Source organism: Sinorhizobium prairiense, from assembly GCF_029201645.2.
Taxonomy (GTDB): Bacteria; Pseudomonadota; Alphaproteobacteria; order Rhizobiales; family Rhizobiaceae; genus Sinorhizobium; species Sinorhizobium meliloti_A.
This window is the reverse complement of record NZ_CP104133.1, coordinates 1,428,668-1,449,408: the sequence shown is the minus strand read 5'-3', so window position 1 is coordinate 1,449,408 and position 20,741 is coordinate 1,428,668. Positions and strand designations below refer to the sequence as shown.

The 20,741-nt window shown below is 61.0% G+C and carries 17 protein-coding genes and 2 pseudogenes; 3 read left to right on the top strand and 16 right to left on the bottom strand.

The window, feature by feature from the left end; translation table 11 throughout:
- Positions 1-94: 94 nt before the first annotated feature.
- From N0Q91_RS30095 to N0Q91_RS30085, 3 genes are all read right to left on the bottom strand, one after another.
- On the bottom strand, positions 95-1,327 hold the full coding sequence (locus tag N0Q91_RS30095) for an ABC transporter substrate-binding protein (protein WP_275599081.1): 1,233 nt from the start codon (positions 1,325-1,327) through the stop codon (positions 95-97).
- 62 nt (positions 1,328-1,389) lie between these two features.
- Positions 1,390-2,292 carry a sugar phosphate isomerase/epimerase family protein gene (locus N0Q91_RS30090; RefSeq protein WP_275599080.1) on the bottom strand — a complete coding sequence of 301 codons (903 nt, stop codon included), beginning with the start codon at positions 2,290-2,292 and terminating at the stop codon, positions 1,390-1,392.
- A gap of 13 nt (positions 2,293-2,305) precedes the next feature.
- Complete coding sequence (locus N0Q91_RS30085) at positions 2,306-3,298, bottom strand: Gfo/Idh/MocA family protein (RefSeq protein ID WP_275599079.1); 993 nt, start codon at positions 3,296-3,298, stop codon at positions 2,306-2,308.
- A 261-nt stretch (positions 3,299-3,559) separates the two neighbouring features.
- Between N0Q91_RS30085 and N0Q91_RS30080 the strand changes: the two genes are divergently transcribed.
- Together N0Q91_RS30080 and N0Q91_RS30075 are read left to right on the top strand one after the other, a co-directional pair.
- Positions 3,560-4,609, top strand: coding sequence for a LacI family DNA-binding transcriptional regulator (locus N0Q91_RS30080; protein WP_100670338.1), 1,050 nt, complete (start codon positions 3,560-3,562; stop codon positions 4,607-4,609).
- Positions 4,610-4,808: 199 nt separating this feature from the next.
- Entirely contained in the window at positions 4,809-5,108 is a 300-nt protein-coding gene (locus tag N0Q91_RS30075) for a hypothetical protein (protein ID WP_100670339.1), read from the top strand.
- A gap of 85 nt (positions 5,109-5,193) precedes the next feature.
- Here N0Q91_RS30075 and ampC read toward each other — a convergent pair.
- The 7 genes and pseudogenes from ampC to arfA all read right to left on the bottom strand — a co-directional run bounded on the left by ampC (position 5,194) and on the right by arfA (position 13,517).
- Positions 5,194-6,385, bottom strand: a pseudogene (gene ampC, locus N0Q91_RS30070) (class C beta-lactamase).
- 278 nt (positions 6,386-6,663) lie between these two features.
- A complete protein-coding gene (locus N0Q91_RS30065; RefSeq protein ID WP_275599078.1) occupies positions 6,664-7,584 on the bottom strand; it encodes an ArsR/SmtB family transcription factor in 921 nt (306 codons plus the stop codon).
- Positions 7,585-7,710: 126 nt separating this feature from the next.
- Positions 7,711-8,535 carry a carbohydrate ABC transporter permease gene (locus N0Q91_RS30060; protein WP_004434537.1) on the bottom strand — a complete coding sequence of 275 codons (825 nt, stop codon included), beginning with the start codon at positions 8,533-8,535 and terminating at the stop codon, positions 7,711-7,713.
- Between the two features lie 3 nt (positions 8,536-8,538).
- Positions 8,539-9,414: a carbohydrate ABC transporter permease gene (locus tag N0Q91_RS30055; protein WP_275599077.1), complete on the bottom strand. Its 876-nt coding sequence runs from the start codon at positions 9,412-9,414 to the stop codon at positions 8,539-8,541.
- 79 nt (positions 9,415-9,493) lie between these two features.
- A complete protein-coding gene (locus N0Q91_RS30050) occupies positions 9,494-10,762 on the bottom strand; it encodes an ABC transporter substrate-binding protein (RefSeq protein WP_275599076.1) in 1,269 nt (422 codons plus the stop codon).
- Between the two features lie 85 nt (positions 10,763-10,847).
- Positions 10,848-11,936: an ABC transporter ATP-binding protein gene (locus tag N0Q91_RS30045; RefSeq protein WP_275599075.1), complete on the bottom strand. Its 1,089-nt coding sequence runs from the start codon at positions 11,934-11,936 to the stop codon at positions 10,848-10,850.
- 61 nt (positions 11,937-11,997) lie between these two features.
- A pseudogene (gene arfA, locus N0Q91_RS30040) lies at positions 11,998-13,517 on the bottom strand (arabinosylfuranosidase ArfA).
- 277 nt (positions 13,518-13,794) lie between these two features.
- On the opposite strand from arfA, the gene N0Q91_RS30035 reads away from it, so the two are divergent.
- Positions 13,795-14,916 (top strand): site-2 protease family protein, encoded by a 1,122-nt coding sequence (locus tag N0Q91_RS30035; protein WP_275599074.1) that lies wholly within the window; start codon positions 13,795-13,797, stop codon positions 14,914-14,916.
- Positions 14,917-14,997: 81 nt separating this feature from the next.
- On the opposite strand, the gene N0Q91_RS30030 is transcribed toward N0Q91_RS30035, so the two are convergent.
- From N0Q91_RS30030 to N0Q91_RS30005, 6 genes are all read right to left on the bottom strand, one after another.
- Positions 14,998-15,888 carry a MurR/RpiR family transcriptional regulator gene (locus tag N0Q91_RS30030; protein WP_275599073.1) on the bottom strand — a complete coding sequence of 297 codons (891 nt, stop codon included), beginning with the start codon at positions 15,886-15,888 and terminating at the stop codon, positions 14,998-15,000.
- Between the two features lie 16 nt (positions 15,889-15,904).
- Positions 15,905-16,957 (bottom strand): ABC transporter ATP-binding protein, encoded by a 1,053-nt coding sequence (locus tag N0Q91_RS30025; RefSeq protein WP_275599072.1) that lies wholly within the window; start codon positions 16,955-16,957, stop codon positions 15,905-15,907.
- Positions 16,954-17,703, bottom strand: a complete 750-nt coding sequence (locus tag N0Q91_RS30020; RefSeq protein WP_275599071.1) for a glycerophosphodiester phosphodiesterase family protein — start codon at positions 17,701-17,703, stop codon at positions 16,954-16,956. Before N0Q91_RS30020 ends, N0Q91_RS30025 begins: the two co-directional genes overlap by 4 nt.
- A 14-nt stretch (positions 17,704-17,717) precedes the next feature.
- A complete protein-coding gene (locus N0Q91_RS30015) occupies positions 17,718-18,527 on the bottom strand; it encodes a carbohydrate ABC transporter permease (RefSeq protein WP_275599070.1) in 810 nt (269 codons plus the stop codon).
- On the bottom strand, positions 18,517-19,386 hold the full coding sequence (locus N0Q91_RS30010; RefSeq protein WP_275599069.1) for a carbohydrate ABC transporter permease: 870 nt from the start codon (positions 19,384-19,386) through the stop codon (positions 18,517-18,519). Before N0Q91_RS30010 ends, N0Q91_RS30015 begins: the two co-directional genes overlap by 11 nt.
- Positions 19,387-19,448: 62 nt before the next feature.
- Positions 19,449-20,708 (bottom strand): ABC transporter substrate-binding protein, encoded by a 1,260-nt coding sequence (locus N0Q91_RS30005; protein ID WP_275599068.1) that lies wholly within the window; start codon positions 20,706-20,708, stop codon positions 19,449-19,451.
- Between the last annotated feature and the right edge of the window lie 33 nt (positions 20,709-20,741).

Below are 20,741 nucleotides of genomic sequence, written 5' to 3'. Positions count from 1 at the left end.
GGCCGAGTCTCGCGCGGCCTGTGCAGCGGCGACCCCGGCCGAAGCCGGGGATCGCCTCTCTCGGGAGAAAATCCTGGGCGGATCGTCGCGACAATCAGCCGAGAACCGCCTTTATCTTCTCGGCCGCCTGGTCGAGCGCTTCCTTGGAACTCATCTGCCCGGTAAGCGCCGCCTGGATGGCGTCCTGAATGGCTTTGGAGATCTTCGGCCACGCGGGATGGGGGCCGCGGGGCTTCGCATATTTCAGCTGTTCCACGAAGACCTGGAGTGCAGCGTCCTTTTTCAGTTCGCCGGTCGCCGGAATAGCGATGTCGGAGCGCGGCGGCAGCTGTCCGAAGTCCTTGAACATCCGGTCGTCCTGAGAAACGAAATATTCGAGAACCTTGAAGGCTTCCTCCGGATGCTCGGTATTTGCGAAGACCGCCCAGTTGAAATCACCCATGGCCGAAGAGCGTTCGGCGCCGACTTCCGGTACGGGTAGCAGCGCTACGCCCCAATCGAACTTCGCTTCCTCGAGCATGCGATCGATTTCCCAGGGGCCGGAGATCGCCATGGCCGCGTTGCCGGAATTGAAAGTACCGGTGGCGTCCCATTGGCTACGCGTCAGCGTGTCCGGCGAGGCGAGCTTCTCGTCGATGATCGTTTTCCAGACGTCGAGCGCCTTGACCGCGCCCTCGGCGTTGATGTTGTCGTAACCGCCACCGGCCATCTGCGCCCAGGGCAGGAACTGGAATGTCCCCTCCTCGTTGGCTTTGGCTGAGAAGGTGATGCCGTAGACGTTCTGAGCCGGGTCGGTCAGCTTGCGCGCCGCCTCGACGAGCTCGTCCCACGTTTGCGGGGGCTTGTTCGGGTCCAGGCCCTTCGCCTTGAACATGTCCTTGTTGTAGTAAAGGGCGATCGTGTTGGTGGCCTTTGGAATGCCGTAATATTTGCCGTCCCAGGTCACCGAGGCGAGAGGCCCCTTGAAGTAGTTCTCCGGCTTGACGACCGAGGACTTCGCGATCATCTCGCTCAGATCGAGAAATGCACCGCGGGACGCAAAGAGCGCGTGTTCGGGATTGTCGACAGCGATGATGTCCGGCGCCTGCCCCGTCGAATAGGCGCGCATGGCTTCGCTTACCACGTCGTCGAACTGGATTTGCCGATATTCCACTTTAATGCCGGTGTTCAGCTTGTTGAAATCTTTTATCAAGTTAGGCGCCGGTTGGATGTCCCGGTCGAGCGACCAGACGCTGATCGTGACGTCCTCGGCGCTTGCCGAAAACGCCGGCAGGGAAACACTGGCAAGGGCGAACGCGCCCAGCATTGCAAATTTACGGATACCCATGGACTCCTCCTCTTTCGGGTTTTTCCGCAGCCGGCGCCCCCGTGCCGGCCGTCGGGCATGTCTCAGGCCGGATCGGCGACGAAGTCGCCGCCGCGGCAGCCTTTCAGATAATTCAGAGCGTGCACCTGGCCCGTCATTTCCAGCGCATCGCGATATACCGGGTCATGCCAGCCTTCGATGTCGATCGAACCGGACCAGCCGGCAAGCCGGAGTTCCGAGATGATGTCGGTCCAGTTGCTGTCGCCGAACCCGGGCGTGCGCATGAAGACGAACTTCTCCTTGCCGAAGATGCCGTGCTCGCGGATGACGTCCCAGCGGATCGTCGCGTCCTTGCCGTGCACATGGAAGATCTTGTGCGCCCATTTGCGGATCTGCGGCAGCGGATCGATCAGATAGACCATCTGGTGGCAAGGCTCCCACTCCAGGCCGATGTTATCGTCCGGCGTCTCGTTGAAGATGAGTTCCCAGGCGTCCGGATTGTGAGCGATGTTCCAGTCGCCGGTCGCCCAGTTGCCGTCCATGGCGCAGTTCTCGAAGGCGATCTTTACGCCCTTGTCGGCGGCGCGCTGGGCGAGCTCGCGCCAGACCTTGCGGTAGCGCGGCAGGCTGTCGGTCAGCGGCCGGTTGCGGATGCGTCCGGTAAAGCCGGCGACGCATGTCGCGCCGAAATGGTGAGCGTTGTCGATGCAGTCCTTCCAGCCCTGCAGGCTCTGGAGGTCGATGTCGGTCTCCTCCAGCGGATTGCCGAACATGCCGAGCGTCGAGATCGTGATGTCGCGGTCGCCGATGGCCTCACGGCAGCGCTTGCCGAGTTCGGCAAGGTCCTGGCCGTTGGTGGTCTGCCAGAAGAAGGGTTCGAAGCTTTCGAAACCCAGATTGGCGATCTCGCCTATGCGCTTCGCGGCTTCGCCCTTTGTGGCGCTGATCATGGTGCCGACGCGGATGGATTTGGCTGGATTGCTCATCAGATGCCTCACTTCAGATTGTCACGCGTTGCCGGGTGCGGGCGCTTTCGATCGCCGCAAAGACCATGGCAAGGCTGTTGATATTGTCGTCGCCCGCCGTCTCCGGCTTGGTGCCGGATCGGACCGCAGCGACGAAATCGGCGATGACGCTGGCATGCCCGTGCGTCTCAAGCGGATCGGCTGGTTCGGGAACTTCGACCGGTAGGAGTGGACGGAAGAAGCCCTCGCTGCCGGCGACACGGTTGGCGCTCAGCGCCTCGGCGCCATCCCAGAGCAGCGTGCCCTTGGTGCCGATGATCCGCCACTCGCTTTCCCAGCTCGTATTGGCTCCTTCGGCACACCAGGAACCGCGATAGGTGAAGGTCACATTGTCGGAAAGCTCGAATATCGCGGTGGCGGCCGCGCCGTGCGCGTACCAGGAGCCCTGCGGGTTTTCTTCGTGGCAATATACGGCGAGCGGCGTCTTGTCGGCGATGAACCGGCCGGCATCGAAGGTGTGGATCGCCATGTCGAGAAGCAGCACATGCTCCATCTCTTCGCGAAAACCACCGAAATGCGCGCCGATGAAGAAGTCGCAATGGATGCCCGTCAGATCGCCGATCGCGCCGCTTTCGATAAAGCGGCGGATGCGGCGTATGCCGGAGATGAAGCGGCGGTTCTGTACGATTGCATGGATCCTGCCCGCATTCCTGGCGAGTTCGATCAGCTCGCGGCCGGCTTCGAGCGAGGCCGCCATCGGCTTTTCGCTCAGCACGTGACAGCCATGCCTGAGCGCGGTGGCGACCACGTCGCGGCGCGCCGTCGGTACGACAATGTCGAAGAGGATGTCGGGTGCCGCTTCCGTCAACACGCTATCGAGGTCCGAACCGATAACGGCGTCTTCGATCTCGAACTCCGCCGCGAGCGCACGAGCCGCTTCGGGGTTCACGTCGACAAGCCCGACGATCCGGATTGCCGACTGGAGTTCGCGGTCCGCGGCGATCGCCTTGAGCCAACCTTTGGCCATAGCTCCGCACCCGCACAGAACTGCGCGCAAAATCACCATTCTCCTCCCGCAAACCTGCGTTTCCGGCTTGTTTCAGCCACCGTAAACGTTTACGGAACTATGCGGACTTTCCGAAACATGTCAATAGGGATTCGGAAAACTGGGCCGGCGCCGGGAAATGGCGGACTGCTTATGGCCGCCTGACCGGTTCAACTGCACAGTATCTCGCTCGTGTCGATTGCCGGTCGAGTCACCGGTGACCAGAGAGGAAAAGCGCTTCGCATGAAGGGAATTCGGCGCCTGGCGCAACATCTCGATATTTCGATCGGAACCGTTTCGCGCGCACTGAACGGCCGCCCCGACGTCAATGAGGAGACGCGCAGGCGTGTTCTGGAGGCGGCTGAAAGGCTCGGCTATGTGGCGAACCAGTCTGGCCGCAGCCTGAGGCAGGGCACCACCAACATCATTGGCTTCATGATGCAGACCGGAACGGAGATCACCGGCCAGGGCGACACGTTCTTCATGAGCGTCTTCGACGGCGTGCAGGCGGTTTTCGCCAGGCACAAGCTTGACCTCGTTGCCCTGCTCTGCTCGTCGGAGGAAGATCCGACCGATTACCTGCGCCGCGTCGTCGCGCGCGGTTTTGCCGACGGGTTGATCCTTTCGGCAACGCGGCGCCACGACCCGCGCATAGAGTTTCTGGCCGAACGCAATATCCCCTTCGTAACGCTCGGCCGAAGCCTGACGGATGCCGGCCGCCCCTGGCTCGACCTCGATTTCGAGGGGATGGCGCAGATCGCCATCGACCGTCTGGTTGCGCGCGGACATCGCCGCATCGCGGTCACCCGTCCGCACGACGATGCCAACCTCGGCTACATCTTCGTCGACCGTTGCCGAGAAGCGCTTGCCGCGCATGGCCTTCCCTTGGAGGAAGAGTTGATCTTCCGATCGACGCCGAACGAGACCGGCGGCTATCAGATCGCGCGCGAGCTCCTGGCGCTCGAGGACCGACCGACGGCGGCCCTGCTCGTCAATGAGACGATCGCCATCGGTTTCTACCAGGGCCTCTCCGAAGCGGGCGTCAGGCCGGGCCGCGACATTGCGGTGATCGGGCGCTACAGCCCGCATGCACACTTTCTCTCGCCGCCGCTCACCTGCTTTCGCTTGTCGCTGCGCAACCTAGGCATAGCGCTTGCGGAAACGCTTCTGTCGACGATGCCTGCCTTCAAGCACCATTATCCGCAAGCGCCGGTAAACGCGGTCTGGCCGATGGAACTGGTCGAGGGCGAAAGCGACGGCTTTCTCGTCAATGGCGACGAAAGTCGTGGCTGACATAAGCCCCGCCGAGGTGGATCATTTTACCGATCCGCAGGTTTGAAGCTTGCTGCATGATTCCTTAAATCCGAGCAGATTGCGGGGCAATGTCATGGAGCACGCAAAGTGCTGGGCGGGTTCTGCGCTTGGGCACACGCCGCCGTAGGAACCTGCCGGCTGCAGTCCGGATCGGTGACTGCTCCTGAAAGGAGACCCCATGCGCGGATTTTTCTTCCTACTCGCCGGGCTGTCCGCAACGACGGCCTTTGCCCACGACGCTCCAAGCGGTTGGCAGTATCCGAGCGCCTGCTGTTCAACAATGGATTGCCGCCAGGTCGCGCAGACCGCGATCAGCGAGCGACCGCAAGGCTATATCGTCAGAGCAACTGGCGAAGTCCTCCCCTATGCCGACAGCAGGGTCCGAATGTCGCCGGACGGCGAGTACCACTGGTGCTCTGCGGCGGGCAAAGCCTATGGGAAGACGATCTGCCTGTTTGTACCCCCGAGGGGTTATTGAATAACCGAGGCGTCGAGAACCGCACTTCTCGTCATGCGGGTCTGGCACCGCGCCCGATCGGAGCGCGGCACGATGGCGGCCGGCGTCAGCGGGCGTCTGCCGATCCGGGGTCGCTCTCGAGCGTCGACAGGATTCGGTATGCGGCTTTCACGCGGGCAGGAATCGGGTAGTTCCTGTTGGCTAGCATTACGATGCCGATGCGCTCGGCCGGGACGAAGGCTGCATAGGCGCCGAACCCGTTGGTCGAGCCGGTCTTGTTGATCCACACGTTTTCCCGGGGCGCCGCGGGTGGAACGAGTTCTGGTGACCTTGTGCGGTTCGAGCGCCATCTGGCTGGAATTGCCGGCAAGCAGATCGTCGAGCTTCGTGGGATAGGAATACATCTCCCAACCGAGTCCCTGCGTCATGGCGCCGACCTCGAAATATCCCGTGTGCGTTGCGGCGATCGCGCGCCGCATCGTCTCGTCCAGGCTCGTGCCATCCATGTTCGCCTCAACGACGCGGATCAGATCGGCCGCGGTCGTCTTTACGCCGTAAGCTTCAGAGTCGAGAACGCCGCGCGTGACGCGGATGGGCTTGCCGGCTTGCGAATAGCCATAGGCATAGTCGTCCAGCCGGTCCTGCGGCACGGCTATGAAGGTGCTCGTCAGGCCGAGGGCCGGGAATATCCTCTTCTCCATCAGATCGGCGAAGGGTTCGCCCATGCTCTTTGCGGCGAGATAGCCGAAGAGGCCGATGCTCGGGTTCGAGTAGCGCCTGTACGTGCCGGCGGCATAGGTCGGGCGCCAGCCCCTGTAGTAGTCGATCATGCTCTTCTGATCGGCAACGGAATCGGGAAACTGCAAGGGCAGTCCGCCGGCGGCATAGGTCCCGAGATCGAGAAGGCTGATCTCGTCGAAGCTCGTTCCGGCGAGCGCCGGCAGGTATTTGCCGGCAGGATCGGACAGGACCAGATCCCCACGCGCTTCGGCATAGGATGCGAGCGTCGCCGTGAAGGTCTTGCTGATCGAGCCGATCTCGAACAGCGTTTCGTCGGTGACCTTCTGCCCGCTCGCCTTCGACGCGAGGCCGTAATTGAAGATGTACCTCTTTCCGCGGGCGGTTACCGCGACCGCCATTCCCGGAACGCCATTCTCCTTCATCAGCGGCCGGATCGTCTCGTCCACTACGCGTGCAAGCTGTTCTTCATCGCTTCGCTCGGCAGCGTGTGCACCGGCTCCGCAGCAGAGCAAAGCAGCCGCAGCCATTGCGAATTTCGTCGCGGAAATCTTTGTCATGACAGGTGTCTAGCCTCGTGTTCGTTTGGATCTCCCGCATGGCGGGTGCGGCCGTCCGTCAGGCCGGGCGCGCCGAAGCTGCGGCGCATGCCCGGCGCACAGCAACCGGACGAGGCAAACGGACGGGACATGCTTATGAGCCCTGTGCGCATTTCACAAACGACAAGAACTTGCGCGAGCCATTAGAAGAACTTGGGCATCGCATTGCATGTGGTCGCCTCCGGGACCGGCATGTCGAGGCCACGAACCGGCGCTACCCTTTGCCCGACACCGCGATCCTAGAAATAGATCGTCATGACGATGTCCTGATCGAAATCGCCGAAACCCTTGCCGAAGATGTTCAGCCCTCCGGGGTTCTCCGCCTTCTCGTCGATGCCTATCCGGAACCGTATCGAATGATGATCCGGTATGCCGAGGGAATTTATCGTCTGAGTCGACACCATCGCGCCGTCGATCCATGTACCGCGGTCGTCGATGGACCAGGTCTTGAGCTTGCCGTATTGCGAGCCGCTGAGTTTCCACCAGGCCGGCGAATACATGCCCCGCCGGTCGCCATAATCACCGGGCGACGTCCAGTAGCCGGCCTTGATGCCATTGATCCAGATGGAGATATCGGAGGGCCAGTTGGCGTTGGTGGCCGGCGTCTCGGAGCTCAGTTCGGCGGAGAACTCGATCTTCCGGACCGTCCGTCCCGTGACCTTGGCATTGTTCGGAAACTTGTATTCGACATAGCCGCGCGTGAACCAGAGCAGTGCGGCCTGCATGCGCTGCGGATCGAGAAAGACTTCCTGGACGTCGAGCATGCCTATGACGTTGTTGACCGAGCAGAGTCCGCAGGGCGCTTCAACCTCGAATTCGGTGAAAAGGCCGATCGGCATGCTGACGGTCACGACGTCGTCCGCAAGATTGGTGCGGTCGTCGAAACGGATGAGGATCTCGCCGTAGATGCTGGAACAGATCTTCTGATTGCCCTTGGTCGCCTTCATCGTATGCGTCTGGATGAGGCCGGCTCTCTCCAGAGACTTGAGGTTGGTCGCCGTCGTCGATTGCGGCAGGCCCATATGGGTCGCGATCTCGTTGACGTTCAGAGGCCCCTTCAGGCGCAGAAGGTTGAGCATCTCGATGCGCGTTGCCGAGCCCAATGCCTGGACGACATCCGCATCCTTGATCGGGTCCACTGTAAGAAGCTTCGTCTCCATACTCTGCTACTGCCGCTCCGGCTCAGGCGTGATCTGCGCTGATAACACGCCCCTCCGCCAATTGTCGCACTGTTTCGTTTCACGAATGCCGATCCGAGGCGGTCGAAACCGCCGCGGATCGCCCGCTCAGCCCTTGATGCCGGATGACAGCATCAGCGCCTGCGTCACCCTCTTCTGGAAGAGCAGATAGGCGAGCGCGACCGGCATCGCCGCGAGAATTGCGACGGCCATGTCGCGTGCATATTTCACGCCGAAGGCGTCGTCGACCTGCGTGATACCGACGGTCACCGTCATCATCTCCTCCGAATTCGTCACGAGGAACGGCCAGAGAAAGGCGTTCCAGGCCATGATGTAAGTGATGATCGCCAGCGCCGTCGTGATCCCCCAGTTGAGCGGAAGATAAAGGCGGAACAGGATCTGGAAATCGCCGCAGCCGTCGAGCTTCGCCGCCTCGCGCAGCTCTTTCGGCACGGAGTCGAAGAATTGCTTGTAGACGATCACGACCACCGGGACGATGAGCTGCGGCAGGATGATGCCGCCCCAGCTGTTGATCAGGCCAAAGCGGTACATCAGCACGAATTGCGAAACGACCAGGGCCTGGGAGGGAACCATGAAGCTCGCGAGAATGATCCCGTAGAGGAGCCGCCGGCCCGGAAAGACGATCTGCGACAGCGCATAGGCGCACATTACGCTGATCAGGATGACGACCACGGTGACGGTTATCGAGGTGACGAGCGAGTTCACATACCAGGTTGCGAGATTGGTCTCGAACAAAGCGAAATAATAGGCCGAGAAGTTGAAGACGTCGGGGATGAAGGTCGTCTTGCTGATGACCTCCTGTTCCGGCTTCATCGACGTCACCGCCGCCCAGTAGAGGGGAAACGCCCACATGCACGCGACGCATAGGGTAAGAAGCAGAAGAAGGATATTGCCGATGGATTTCCGTTGCATCGCTCAGCGCCCCCTCACGCGCAGAAGCTGGTACTGAAGCACCGATACGGTCACGATGATCAGGAACAGGAAGACCGCCACAGCCGAGCCGAGCCCGCCGTGGTTGAGGCGGAACGCCTCGCGATAGACGAGCTGAAGCAGGACGTAGGTCGAGTTGAAGGGACCGCCTTCCGTCATCAGATAGACCTGATCGAAAATCTTGAGCTGCAGGATGAGTTGCAGTGTCAGGACGAGCGCGGTGACCGGCCAGATCAGCGGCCACGTGATGCGCTTGAAGCATTGCCACCGCGTCGCGCCGTCGAGCATTGCCGCCTCGTAATAGTCGGCTGGAATGTTGCGCAGGCCGGCTATGAAAAGCAGAAGATTGAAGCCGTTGGTCCACCAGACGGTGACGAGGGCCACCATAGGCATTGCCCACAGAGGGTCGCGAAAGACACTGATGCGCCTGCCGGTGACGAATTCGATGACATGTTGCGCAATCCCGAATTGCTGGTCGAGCACCCACTCCCAGATCTGCGTCACGACCGAGACAGGCAGGATATAGGGCAGGAAGAACAGCACCAGGATGAGGCTTTGAAGCCAACCTCTGAGGCGCACGACCATGAGCGCCAGACCGAGACCGATCAGCGTGTTGGGTACGACGGTGAGCACGACGAAATAACCCGTGTTCCACACCGATGTGAAGAACAGTTTCTGGTTGAGCAGCTTCAGATAATTGTCGAAGCCGACCCACTCGCCTTCGCCGATCAGCGGCGCGTTGGTAAAGCTCAAGGCGAACATCTTGTAGACGGGATACGCGAAGACCGTCAGATAGGTGATCACGAACGGTGTGATCATCAGAACCGCGGTCAGAGTCTTGCTCCGTCTCTCGCTCGTCATCACCGAAATAGTCCTCCCCGTTGCCGAATGTACGAACCACCGGCCGGCGCAGTGGCCGGCCGGTTCGTTGATTTTCGCGTTACATCTGGCTCTTCAGTTCTTCGCGCATCTGCTCGATGGCATCCGCCGGATCGAGCTGGCCGTTCAAGGCAGGCACGATGAAATTCTGCGTCGCCTCGTAGATCGGTCCGCCAACGCCGGCCAGCGGAGAGACGGGATCGAAGACCGCGGTGTCGGCGAGCTTGACGTAGGTCGAATTCGGCTGCATCGCTTTGAATTCGGCGCTCTCGGTCACCGGTTTATAGGCTGGAATGTGGCCGGCACCGGCCCAGGAGATGCTGTGTTCGTTCATCCAGGCAATGATCTGGAGAACCGCTTTCAGCTTCTCCGGCGAGATCGGCTTTTCTTCGCTGTTCGGAACGGCAAAGGCATGGGAGTCCGCCCAGGTTGCAGGCTGTCCCATCAGAACCGGGATCTGGACAGCGCCCCATTCGAAACCGAGATCGTTGTTCTTCTCGAGATCGACCATCGTCGGCACTTCCCAAACGCCGTTGATGTGCATGGCCGCCTTGCCGGAGGTGAAAAGAGCGATCGAAGCCTCATAGGATATGAGTTCCGGCGAATAGCCGGACGAAACCCAGTTGGCCATCGATGTCAGCGCCTTGACGCCGGCCTCGCCGGGCAGGATCTCCTCGCCTTCGATGAATTTGGCGCCCTGCTGGGAAAGGAGCGTGTAGAACACCCGCCACATCGAGCCGCCTTCGTCGGTGTGGAGCGAAAGCGGATATTGGACCTTGCCGGTCGCCTTGATCTTTTCGAGGGCGGCGTTGAAGTTGTCGAGCCCGTCCAGGCCCTTCGGCAGGCCGTCGTCCCCGAGCAGGCCCGCCTCCTTCAGAATGTTCTTGTTGTAGTAGAGGACAACCGAATGCACGTCGAAGGGAATGCCATAGGTCTTGCCGTCGGCAGAAGCCGAGTTCCAGCTCGCTTCGACATAGTTTTCCTTCTTGATTCCGGCTGCCTCGAGTTCTTCAGGTGCCAGTGGCCGCAGAACGCCCGAGGGTATGGCAAGCGGGAAGCGTGACAGATGATAGGTCATGATGTCGGGCTGCTGGCCGACGGCGGCCGCCGTCTGGACCTTGCTGTAGAAGGGTACGCCCCATTCGAGCGTGGTCGCGTTGATGCGGATGTCCGGGTGCGTGTCGTTGAACTCCTTGATGAGCGCCTTCATGCGGACGCCGTCGCCGCCGCTCAGGAAGTCCCACCAGGTAATGTCCGTCTGTGCATGGGCAACTGCCGAAGGCAGGATCGCCAGAGCACCCGCAAGGGCAAGTTTCAGTAGCTTCTTCACGTCTCTCTCCTCCTGTTTTGAAGTTCAATCCACCGGCTTGCGCCGCATTGCTCCTCGCCCGGATGGGGTCCCATCCGAACCGCTTTCAACGGAGCCGATCGCCGCTTCCCTCGAAGGCGAACATCTCCTGGGGTGCCAAGGTCAGGCGGACCGCCTGCTTGGGATGCGGCCGCTCATCGCCGCGGCACTCGATGGTCATTTCCTCCCCCGTTGTCGTGAGGGCGTGCAGGTAACCGGTCCCGCCGAGTTCCTCGATGAACTCGGCCGTCACGTCCAGGCCGACGCCGCCCTCCCGTTCGCCGAGCGTGATGTGCTCCGGCCTCACCCCGATGAAAATCTCTTCGCCCGCGGCGACACCCGCCCGAGCCGGAATTTCGAACGGAACTCCGGGGGCGTCGTGGAGCTCGATCGTGAGCCTGTCGCCGCCGCCGGGAACGACGCGTGCCTTCAGGAAATTCATGCCAGGCGAGCCGATGAAGCCCGCAACGAACATGTTGTCCGGATTACGATAAAGCTCGAGGGGCGCACCCGTTTGTTGAACGACGCCGGCCTTCAGCACGACGATCCTGTCCGCCAGCGTCATCGCCTCGACCTGATCGTGGGTGACGTAGACCATCGTCGCCCCGATCTGGCGGTGCAGCCTGGCGATCTCCATGCGCATCTTGACCCTGAGCTCGGCATCGAGGTTCGAAAGCGGCTCGTCGAAAAGGAAGACCCGCGGCTCGCGCACGATTGCACGCCCGATTGCGACCCGTTGACGCTGGCCGCCCGAAAGCTGGCTCGGCTTGCTGTTCAGATAGTCCGAGAGCCGAAGGATTTCCGCGGCTGCCTTGACCTTCTGCTCGATCTCCGCCTTCGGCCGGCGGGCGATGGAAAGGCTGAACGCCATATTGTCGAATACGGAGAGGTGCGGATAAAGCGCATAGGACTGGAAGACCATGGCGACGCCCCGCTTCGATGGCTCCCTGTGGGTGACGTCCTCGGCATCGATCCTGATTTCGCCGCCGGTCGTCTCCTCCAGCCCCGCGATCATGCGCAAGAGTGTCGACTTCCCGCAGCCCGAGGGCCCGACGAAGACAGCGAACTCGCCCTGCCCTATTTCGATATCGACATCATGGATCACCTTCACGGCGCCGAACGACTTGCTGACGCCGGTCAATTTGATTCCGGACATTGAACCTCCCCGATAGTGAATTCCGGCCCGGGCGTCACCCGGCCGCCCGGGCCGGAAAGGCTTATGCAGAAGCGACGGACAAAAGGACGAAGTGGTAGGAGCGCGGCGGCAGCGAACCGACCAGCGTCCCCGCATCGTCGATGGCGAGTTCCCTGCCAGCCTTGGGAACGATGCGGTTCTGATCCTCGACCGAGTTACGCGCCTTCAGGTCGTCGCCTGCGAGCATCTGGTGCTCGACGATCTCCGCCCCTTGAAGCCCTGCAGATCAAGGGTGAGGCCGAGCGGCTCGTCGAGGCTGCGGTTGATCGCGAAGACGGCGATCGACTTGCCGTCCTCGTGCAGCACCGCCGACAGGTCGAGATAGGGCACGTCCTGAGCCACCTCGCAATCGTAGGTGGGGCCGGACTGCGCCACGGTGAGCGCGGTGCCGCGGCCGTATTTCGAGGCATATTGAAGTGGATAGTAGATCGACTGCCGCCAGGCGGGGCCGCCGGCCTTGGTGAGGATCGGCGCTATGACATTGACGAGCTGTGCCATGCAGGCGATCTTGACGCGGTCCGATCTCCGGATGAAGACGTTCAGCAGAGAGCCGACGAAGATCGCATCCTCGAGATTGTAGAGCTCTTCCAGCAGCGGCGGCGCTTCCGGCCAGTCCCAGCTGGCGATCCGCTCGCCGTCCTCCTTGCGGTCGTGATACCAGACGTTCCACTCGTCGAAGCAGATCTTGACGTCGCGCTTCGAACGCTTCTTCGCCTTGATGTAGTCGATCACGCCGCCGATCGTGACTATGTACCGGTCCAGCTCGATCGCCTTGGCATAATAATTGAGGGTGTCCTGCTCCTCGTTGCCGAAATATTTGTGCAGCGAGATGTAGTCGACGCTGTCGTAGCTCGCTTCGAGAACCGTCGCCTCCCATTCCGGGTAGGACTTCATCTTGTCGTTCGAGGAGCCGCAGACGACGGTTTCCAGCGTCTTGTCGAAATATTTGAAGGCCTTGCTCACCTCGTTGGCGAGATGGCCGTATTCGGCCGCACTCTTGTGGCCGACCTGCCAAGGTCCGTCCATCTCGTTGCCGAGGCACCAGATGCGTACATTGTGCGGCTCCTTGTAGCCATGCTTTGCGCGCAGATCGCTCCAATAGGTGCCGCCGGGATGATTGCAGTATTCGAGGAAGTTGCGTGCGTCGTCGAGACCGCGCGAACCGAGGTTCATCGCCAGCATCATCTCGGTACCTGCAAGCTTTGCCCAATCGGCGAACTCGTTGACGCCGACCTGGTTGGTTTCGCGCGTGCGCCAGGCGAGATCGAGGCGCACCGGACGCTCCTCGCGCGGCCCGATACCGTCCTCCCAGCGATAGGCGGAAACGAAGTTGCCGCCGGGATAGCGGACGATCGGCATATCGAGATCGCGCACCATATCCAAAACATCGGTTCGAAAGCCGTCCTTATCCGCATTTTCGTGGCCGGGCTCATAGATCCCCGTATAAACGGCACGGCCCATATGCTCCAGGAACGAGCCGTAGACCCGCTTGTCGACGGACGAGATTGTATATTCCCGATTAAGGGTAGCCTTCGCTCGCATGGTGTTTCCTCGTTTATTGAAGTCGATTTTGGATGAAGCTAAATTGTATGATTTTTTATTTCAAGAGTTTTGTTTTATATCAAAATATCCGATACAGACGCGAACGCCTCCCTCGATTTTTCGCCCTTGGCCTCGTCTCGCCACCGCCTGCGGAACGATCCCCCGGCCAACCGATTAGACGGCTAAGGGCACCTGCGATTGTGTGGCGCGGCAGCAACTGTCATGATGGAACGGCGCTTCCTCAGCGGGCCTGAGAACTGGACGGAGCATATCGCTCATGGCTTGGTCCTTCAGTATCGGAACGATTGCCGGCACGGTAATTCGCGTGCACGTGACCTTCGCGCTGCTTCTGATCTGGATATGGCTGATGCACTACCGGATCGGCGGCACGCCGGCTGCGATGGAGGGGATTGCTTTCATAGTCGCCGTCTTCGTCTGCGTCGTGCTCCACGAGTTCGGCCACATCGCCGCGGCACGCCGTTTCGGGATCAAGACGCCGGACATAACGCTGCTGCCGATCGGCGGCGTCGCCAGACTCGAGCGCATGCCGGAAGAGCCCGGCCAGGAATTCGTGATCGCCATCGCCGGTCCTCTGGTCAATGTGGCGATTGCCGCGGTACTCATCGCAATCCTCGGCAGCTCGGCGGGCATGGAGCAGATAGCGGGCGTCGAAGACCCCCAGAGCGGATTTCTGGCACGGCTCGCCGGCGTCAATGTTTTCCTCGTGCTCTTCAATATGATCCCCGCCTTCCCGATGGACGGCGGCCGCGTATTGCGGGCCGCTCTCGCCTCGCGGCTGAGCTGGTCGCGTGCGACCCAGATCGCCGCAACGATCGGCCAGGGCCTTGCCTTCGTCTTCGGCTTCGTCGGTCTGTTCTACAATCCTCTTCTCATCTTCATCGCCATCTTCGTCTATCTGGCCGCAACGGCGGAAGCCCAGAACGCCCAGATCCGCGAGATCTCCGGCAGCGTGATGATCTCAGACGTGATGATCACCGAATTCGCGACCCTTGACCGGTCGGCGACCATCGACGACGCCATCGACACGCTGCTTGCCACCACGCAGCGCGAATTTCCGGTGGTCGATGCCGCAGGCCACTTCGAGGGATTGCTGACGCGCGACGACATGATCCGCGCTCTGAAGGAGAAAGGCCCATCGACACCGGTGGTCGCCGCGATGCGCCGCAACCTGCCGACGATCCATCATCGCAAACGCCTCGAGGAAAGCCTGCGGCTCATGCAGGAATCCCATTCGCCGGCCCTCGCCGTCCTGGACGGCTCCGACCGCCTCGTCGGGCTGATGACGCACGAAACGATCGGCGAGATGATGATGGTGCGCGCGGCCGCCCCGGGCCGCTTCCGGTTCGGCCACCTGCGGCAGACCGGAAGCCGAGGCTGAGCTCGAAGAATGATGGAACCGAATCGGCGCTCCGACGGTCGAGGAACGCGTTCCGCGCGCCTTTGGTGCTCATCGGAGCGTTTACAAAAGCGCTTGCGAAAGCGGCGATTGAGCGCGGAATGCCTTGAAATCCGCGAGCGCGGCCAGCGAGCGCCCTTCGTCTATGGCGGCGAGATCGAGGATCACTGCATTTGCTATCGTCATCGGCACGACCAGCGACTGGGATTCGCCCGGTGCGCCGCGCGAGATCAGGATCTGGCGATGGGGTGGAGGCTCGATGCGGGCGCCGCGCAGATCGGTCAACGCCAGCACCTTGGCCCCTTTCGCGGCGGCAATTTCGCAAACTTGCTGGATGAGTGGCGAGGCCTTGCGGAAAGCGAGCAGCCAGAGTGCGTCGCCTTCTTCGAGTATCGAGAGCGCTTCGGCGAGCTGGTGCATCTGGCTGCTGAGGTCCGCGGTTCGGTAGCCGGAACGGTTGAGCCGCAGCGCGATCAGCGCCGCCAGCGCCGCCGAATGGCCGCGCGCAAAGACAAAAACGCGGCGGCTGTCCCGCAGTGTTTCGGAAAAACCGCGAATATCCGCATCCGAAACACTGTGGCGCGCCCGTTGAAGAGCGGCGATCTCGCTGTCGAGCAAGGAAGATAGAATGCCACCCTCTTCGGCTCGCATCAGCCGGGCGGCCATGCGGGCGGCCGGGTTCTCGAAATCCTCCCCGCCGCCTTCCATCAGATTGCCTTGCAGGAAACTTCGGAATTCGGGGTAGCCCTTGAAGCCGAGGCGTCGGGCAAGACGCACCGCCGAGGCCGGATGCACGCCGGCCCGCAAGGAAACTTCCTTGCCGTTTTCCATGGCGGCACGAACGGGATCGCCGGTCAGAACGTCAAGCAGGCGCGTATCCGCAGCCGTCAGCCTGCTGGCGTTGCGGCTGATGAGGTCGCCCAGAGGCGGTGGAAATGCCCCCTGTTTGTCCATGAATTGGCTTTCGTGCTCAGCAGACGGTCTCGCGACCGGCGATTGATAGATCCACGCGTTTCCCGCTCTGGGAATCGAAAAATACGGCCCGGTCAAGATCGTAGCCGACCCAGAGTTCTGTCGCACCACGCGGCACATCTTTGCGGGGGCTTGTCAGCGTCAGTCTGCCGGCCGCGCTTTCGCAGTGAAGAACGACATCCGATCCGGTCATTTCCGACAGGACAAGCCTTGCTGGTAGGGCGGCCTGGCGCGGTTCTTCGGCGAAGACCGTCATGAATTCCGGCCTCAGCCCCGCAGTGATCCCCGGTTTGCCTTTCCAGACGGGCAATTGCTCCACCGGCAGGAAGTTCATGGCCGGCGCGCCGAGGAAGCTTGCGACGAAGCGGTTTTGCGGCTGGTCGTAGATCGCTTCCGGTGTGTCGAACTGCAACAGGTCGCCGTCCTTCAGCACGGCGATGCGGTCAGCCAGCGACAAGGCTTCCGTCTGATCATGGGTGACATAGACGATCGTGGCACCGAGCTGGCGGTGCAGCTCCTTGATTTCCGTGCGCATGGCGACGCGCAGCGCATTGTCGAGGTTCGACAGCGGTTCGTCCATCAGAAAGACCGAACTGTTGCGCGCCATGGCGCGGCCCATGGCAACGCGCTGACGCTGGCCACCAGAAAGCGCGGCCGGTTTGCGGTCGAGATAGTCAGTCAGTTGCAGTGTCTTTGCCACGTCTTCGGCGCGGGCGTTGCGTTCGGCTTTCGGCATGCCGCGCAGTTCCAGTCCGAAGGCGATATTTTCGCGCACTGTCATATGCGGATAGAGCGCGTAATTCTGGAAGATCATGGCAATGTCACGATCCTGCGGCGCAAGGTCGTTCGCCCGCTTGCCACCGATTTCGATGTCTCCCTCGTCGCATCGCTCCAGCCCGGCGATGAGGCGCAGCAACGTCGACTTGCCGCAGCCGGACGGCCCGACGATGACGACGAATTCTCCCGGCTTGATGTCCATGGAAACCCCGTGCAGGATCTCCGGGCCGGAAGGATAGGATTTTTTGATGTTACGAAGCGAAATGCCGCTCATCGGCCCTGTTCCTTCTGGTGATGTTCGCGAATGGCGATGGCGAGGGTCGGCCGGTCGGTGGTGAGGACTTTGACGCCGAGGTCGAGCGCTTTTTTGATCTGATGGGCCGTGTGCGCCGCCCAGCAGCCGAAATCGAGTCCAGCCGCCTTGGTCTTAGCCATCAGCGCGGCATCGGCGGTGTCCACATGCACGCCGATTTCCGGGATATGATGCAGCCTCGCGATTTCGATGACGGCGTCGGCGCCGATCTGGCGCAGCACCGGCGGGCTCACCAGCCATAGGCGCGGCCGCTCGCTCGCAGCGGCGATAGTGTCCACGGATTCCACCAGGAAGGAGGAAAAACCGGTCCGTGGCAGCATTCCGCCGCGGGCAAGCGTTTCGACCACGCGCGGCACGAAATCGGCATAAGGCAGGCCATCTGCGCCGGGTTTGATTTCGCATCGAAAGTTCACGCTGCTGTCGCGGTAAAGAGTGCAAAGCTCCTCGAGCGTGAGAGGATGGCCGCCGGCACCGTAATCGATGACCGCCGCCCGCACCTCGGCCTCGCTGAGAGAAGCGATCGCCCCGGAGCGATCCGTGGTGCGGTCGAGCGTTGCGTCGTGATGGACGATGATTGCCCCGTCGGCCGTGGGATGAACGTCGAATTCCACCTCTTCCAGCGCCATTTTCGCCGTAGCCGCGAAGCCCTGCGGCGTGCTGTCGCCATATTCCAGCGTGCCGCCGCGATGGGAAGCGATGCGTGTCATTTTCATATCCGTGATCATTTTACCGCGCCCATGGTGATGCCGCGCACAAGATGGCGCTCGACCAGCAGGAAGCCCAGAAGCACCGGCAGGATGGTGATCGTCGAGGCGGCCATGACCAGTGGCCAGTCCACCAGCCCCTCGCCGGGGTTGATCCGATAAAGCCGCGCCAGCCCGACCTGAAGGGTGAAGAGATCTTCCTTGCCGACCGCGACCAGCGGCCAGATATAATTGTTCCATTCGGTAATGAAGACATAGAGCGCCATTGAGGAGATCGCTGGGCGAGAGATCGGCACGATCACCCGCCACAGAACCTGCAGGGGTGTCGCCCCGTCCATATAGGCCGCTTCGTCCAGCGCCTTCGGGATGCCCCGGATATATTGCCGCAGGAAGAAAGCGGCAAAGCCGTTGGAGATCGCCGGCAGGATGAGACCGGCATAGGTGTCGAGCAGTCCGGCCTTGGCAAGCGTCAGGTAATTGGGAATGAGGCTGATATGGCTCGGAATCATCAGCGTCGCCACCGTTGCGGCGAAGAGAATATCGCCGCCGCGAAAGCGGTATCGTGCGAAGGCGAAGGCGGCGAGTGTCGAAAAGGCGATGCTGAGCACCGTCACCAAGCCCGAAACCAGAAGGCTGTTAAACAGATAACGAGCGAAATTATACTGGCCGATCGCGAGCGTGTAATTGGCGAATGTGAAGTCCAGCCCGCCAGCATAATAGGCGTCCGCCGTCTGGAACGAAATCCAGATGGAATAAAAGACCGGTGAGAGGAAAAGAAGGCCGATCGCGAGTGCGAGTCCGAGCAGAACAGGGTTTTCAGGCTTCATAATGCACCTTCCGGCCAATGACGCGGGACTTGATCAGCGACAGGGCGATCAGGATGATGAAGAGCAGTACGGCGAGCGCCGAGCCTTTGCCGATATCGAACAGTACGAACCCGATGCGGTAGAGCTGGTGGACAAGAAGATCAGTCGCTCCGGCAGGCCCGCCATGGGTCATGACGCTGACGATAGTGAAGACCTGGAACGCCTCGATCACCGAGATCACCAGAAGGAAGTAGGTGGTGGGCATGACGAGCGGCAGAGTTATGCGGCGGAAGACATGGAGCCGCCGCCCGCCATCGACGGCGGCAGCGTCGTAAAGCTCGCGCGGCACTGCCTGAAGACCGGCGATATAGATGACGATGTCATAGCCGATCTGTTTCCAGGTGTTGACGAGGACGAGAACGCCGAGTGCGAGGGACGGATTTTGAAGCCAGGGCAGGCGTTCGAAGCCAAGTTTCACGAGCAGCGCATTCGCCAGGCCGTAATCGGTGGAGAAGACCCAGGAAAAGATCACCGCGATGGAAACGGTCGACGTGACGTAAGGAAGGAAAATCGCGCCACGCAAAAGTCTGGAAACGAATGTTTCCGAGATGAGATAGCTTGCGATGAGAAGCGCCAGCGCCAGCCTGATGGGCACCGAGAGGACGGCGAAAAGCGTCGTGATCCAGAGCGAGTTCCAGAATTCGCGGGAATTGAAAAGCGCTTCGTAATTTCTCAGTCCCACGAAGGGCATGTCCGGCGACAGGAAATTCCATTCCCGGACGCTGAGATTAAGACTGGTGGCGATCGGAATATAAGTAAAGACCGCGATGAAAATCATCAGCGGCGCGACGAAGAGATAAGGCGTTATTTTGCGGAGCATGGCGATGAAACCGGACCGGCGGACTGTGAGAGGAAGCCCGCCGGCATTAGCTGGAGAAACGATCAGTTGCTGAGGCGCTTGTCTTGCTTACGCGTCTGCTCGGCGAAGTCCTTCATCGTCTCTTCGACGCCGCGCTGACCGAGCGCCATGGCTTCCCACATCTTGTATTCGGTGGAGCGCATCCAGGTGACGACGGTGGTGCGGGCGCGGCCGCGAGCATAAGGCAGCGAGTTAATGGCGACATCAATGCCCGGTTGGGTTTCGAGCGCCTTTATCGCGACCGGCTGCTTCGGCGTGTCCTTGTTGAGCGGCATATAGCCTGTTGCTGCGAACCAGACCGCATTGGATTCAGCCGAGGCGGCGTAGCTAACGAACTTATAAGCGGCATCCTTCACGTCTTGATCGGCCTTGGCGAAAATACCAATTCCGGCGCCGCCGATCGGAACGGCGCAAACTTTATTGCAAGGCATCGGCCGCACGGCGAGCTTGTCTCCCAGCGCCTTTTTCGAACTGGTGTAATTGCCGGTCGAGTTCAGCATGATGCCGACCTTGCCGGCGAGGAAGGCGTCACGGCCGTTGTCCTCCTCAGTCACGCCGTCGGGCGAGGCGACTTTGTGCTCATGTACGAGCGAAGCCATCCATTGATAGGCTTCGATCGTATTCGACTTGTCGAGCATGATTTCGCCGGTTTTGGAATCGACGAGATCGCTGTCATTGGCCATGACCAGACCCCAGCGGGCGAATTGGCCAGGAGCCGCAATGCCGGAAATTCCCTCGGAACCGAGCTTCTCCTTGATGGTCCTGGCCGCCGCCAGGATATCGTCGAACGTCTTGAGCGGCGTATCGGCCGGCAGCCCTGCGCGCTCAAACACATCCTTGTTGAAGTAAAGGACCGGCGTCGAGGAGTTGAACGGGACGATATAGGTCTTGCCGTTAATCACGCCGACTTCGCGGGCGTAGTCGTAAAGCTTGTCTTTCAGCGGATCGGCGTCGAAATAGGGGGTAAGGTCCGTCAGAATGTTGCTGTTGGCGAACAGGCCGTAGCGGGTCACTTCGAGAATGACGGCGTCGGGCGCGCGGTTTGCCGGGATAGCAGCCTGAAGTTTTGCAACGATATCGTTGTAATTGCCGATGAATTCGGCCTGGATATCGATTTGCGGGTTGGCGGCTTCGAAGCCCGCTATGACTTTCTCAAGCGCTTCACCCTGTCCGTTCTTAAAGCTGTGCCAGAAGGTGACCTTGGTGTCGGCATAGGCCATCCCGACGGTGGAGAAAAGCGCGACCGCACTGGCCGCCAGAATGGTTTGCAATTTCGATGACATGCTCTGCCTCTCCTGCATTTAAAATTGCATTTA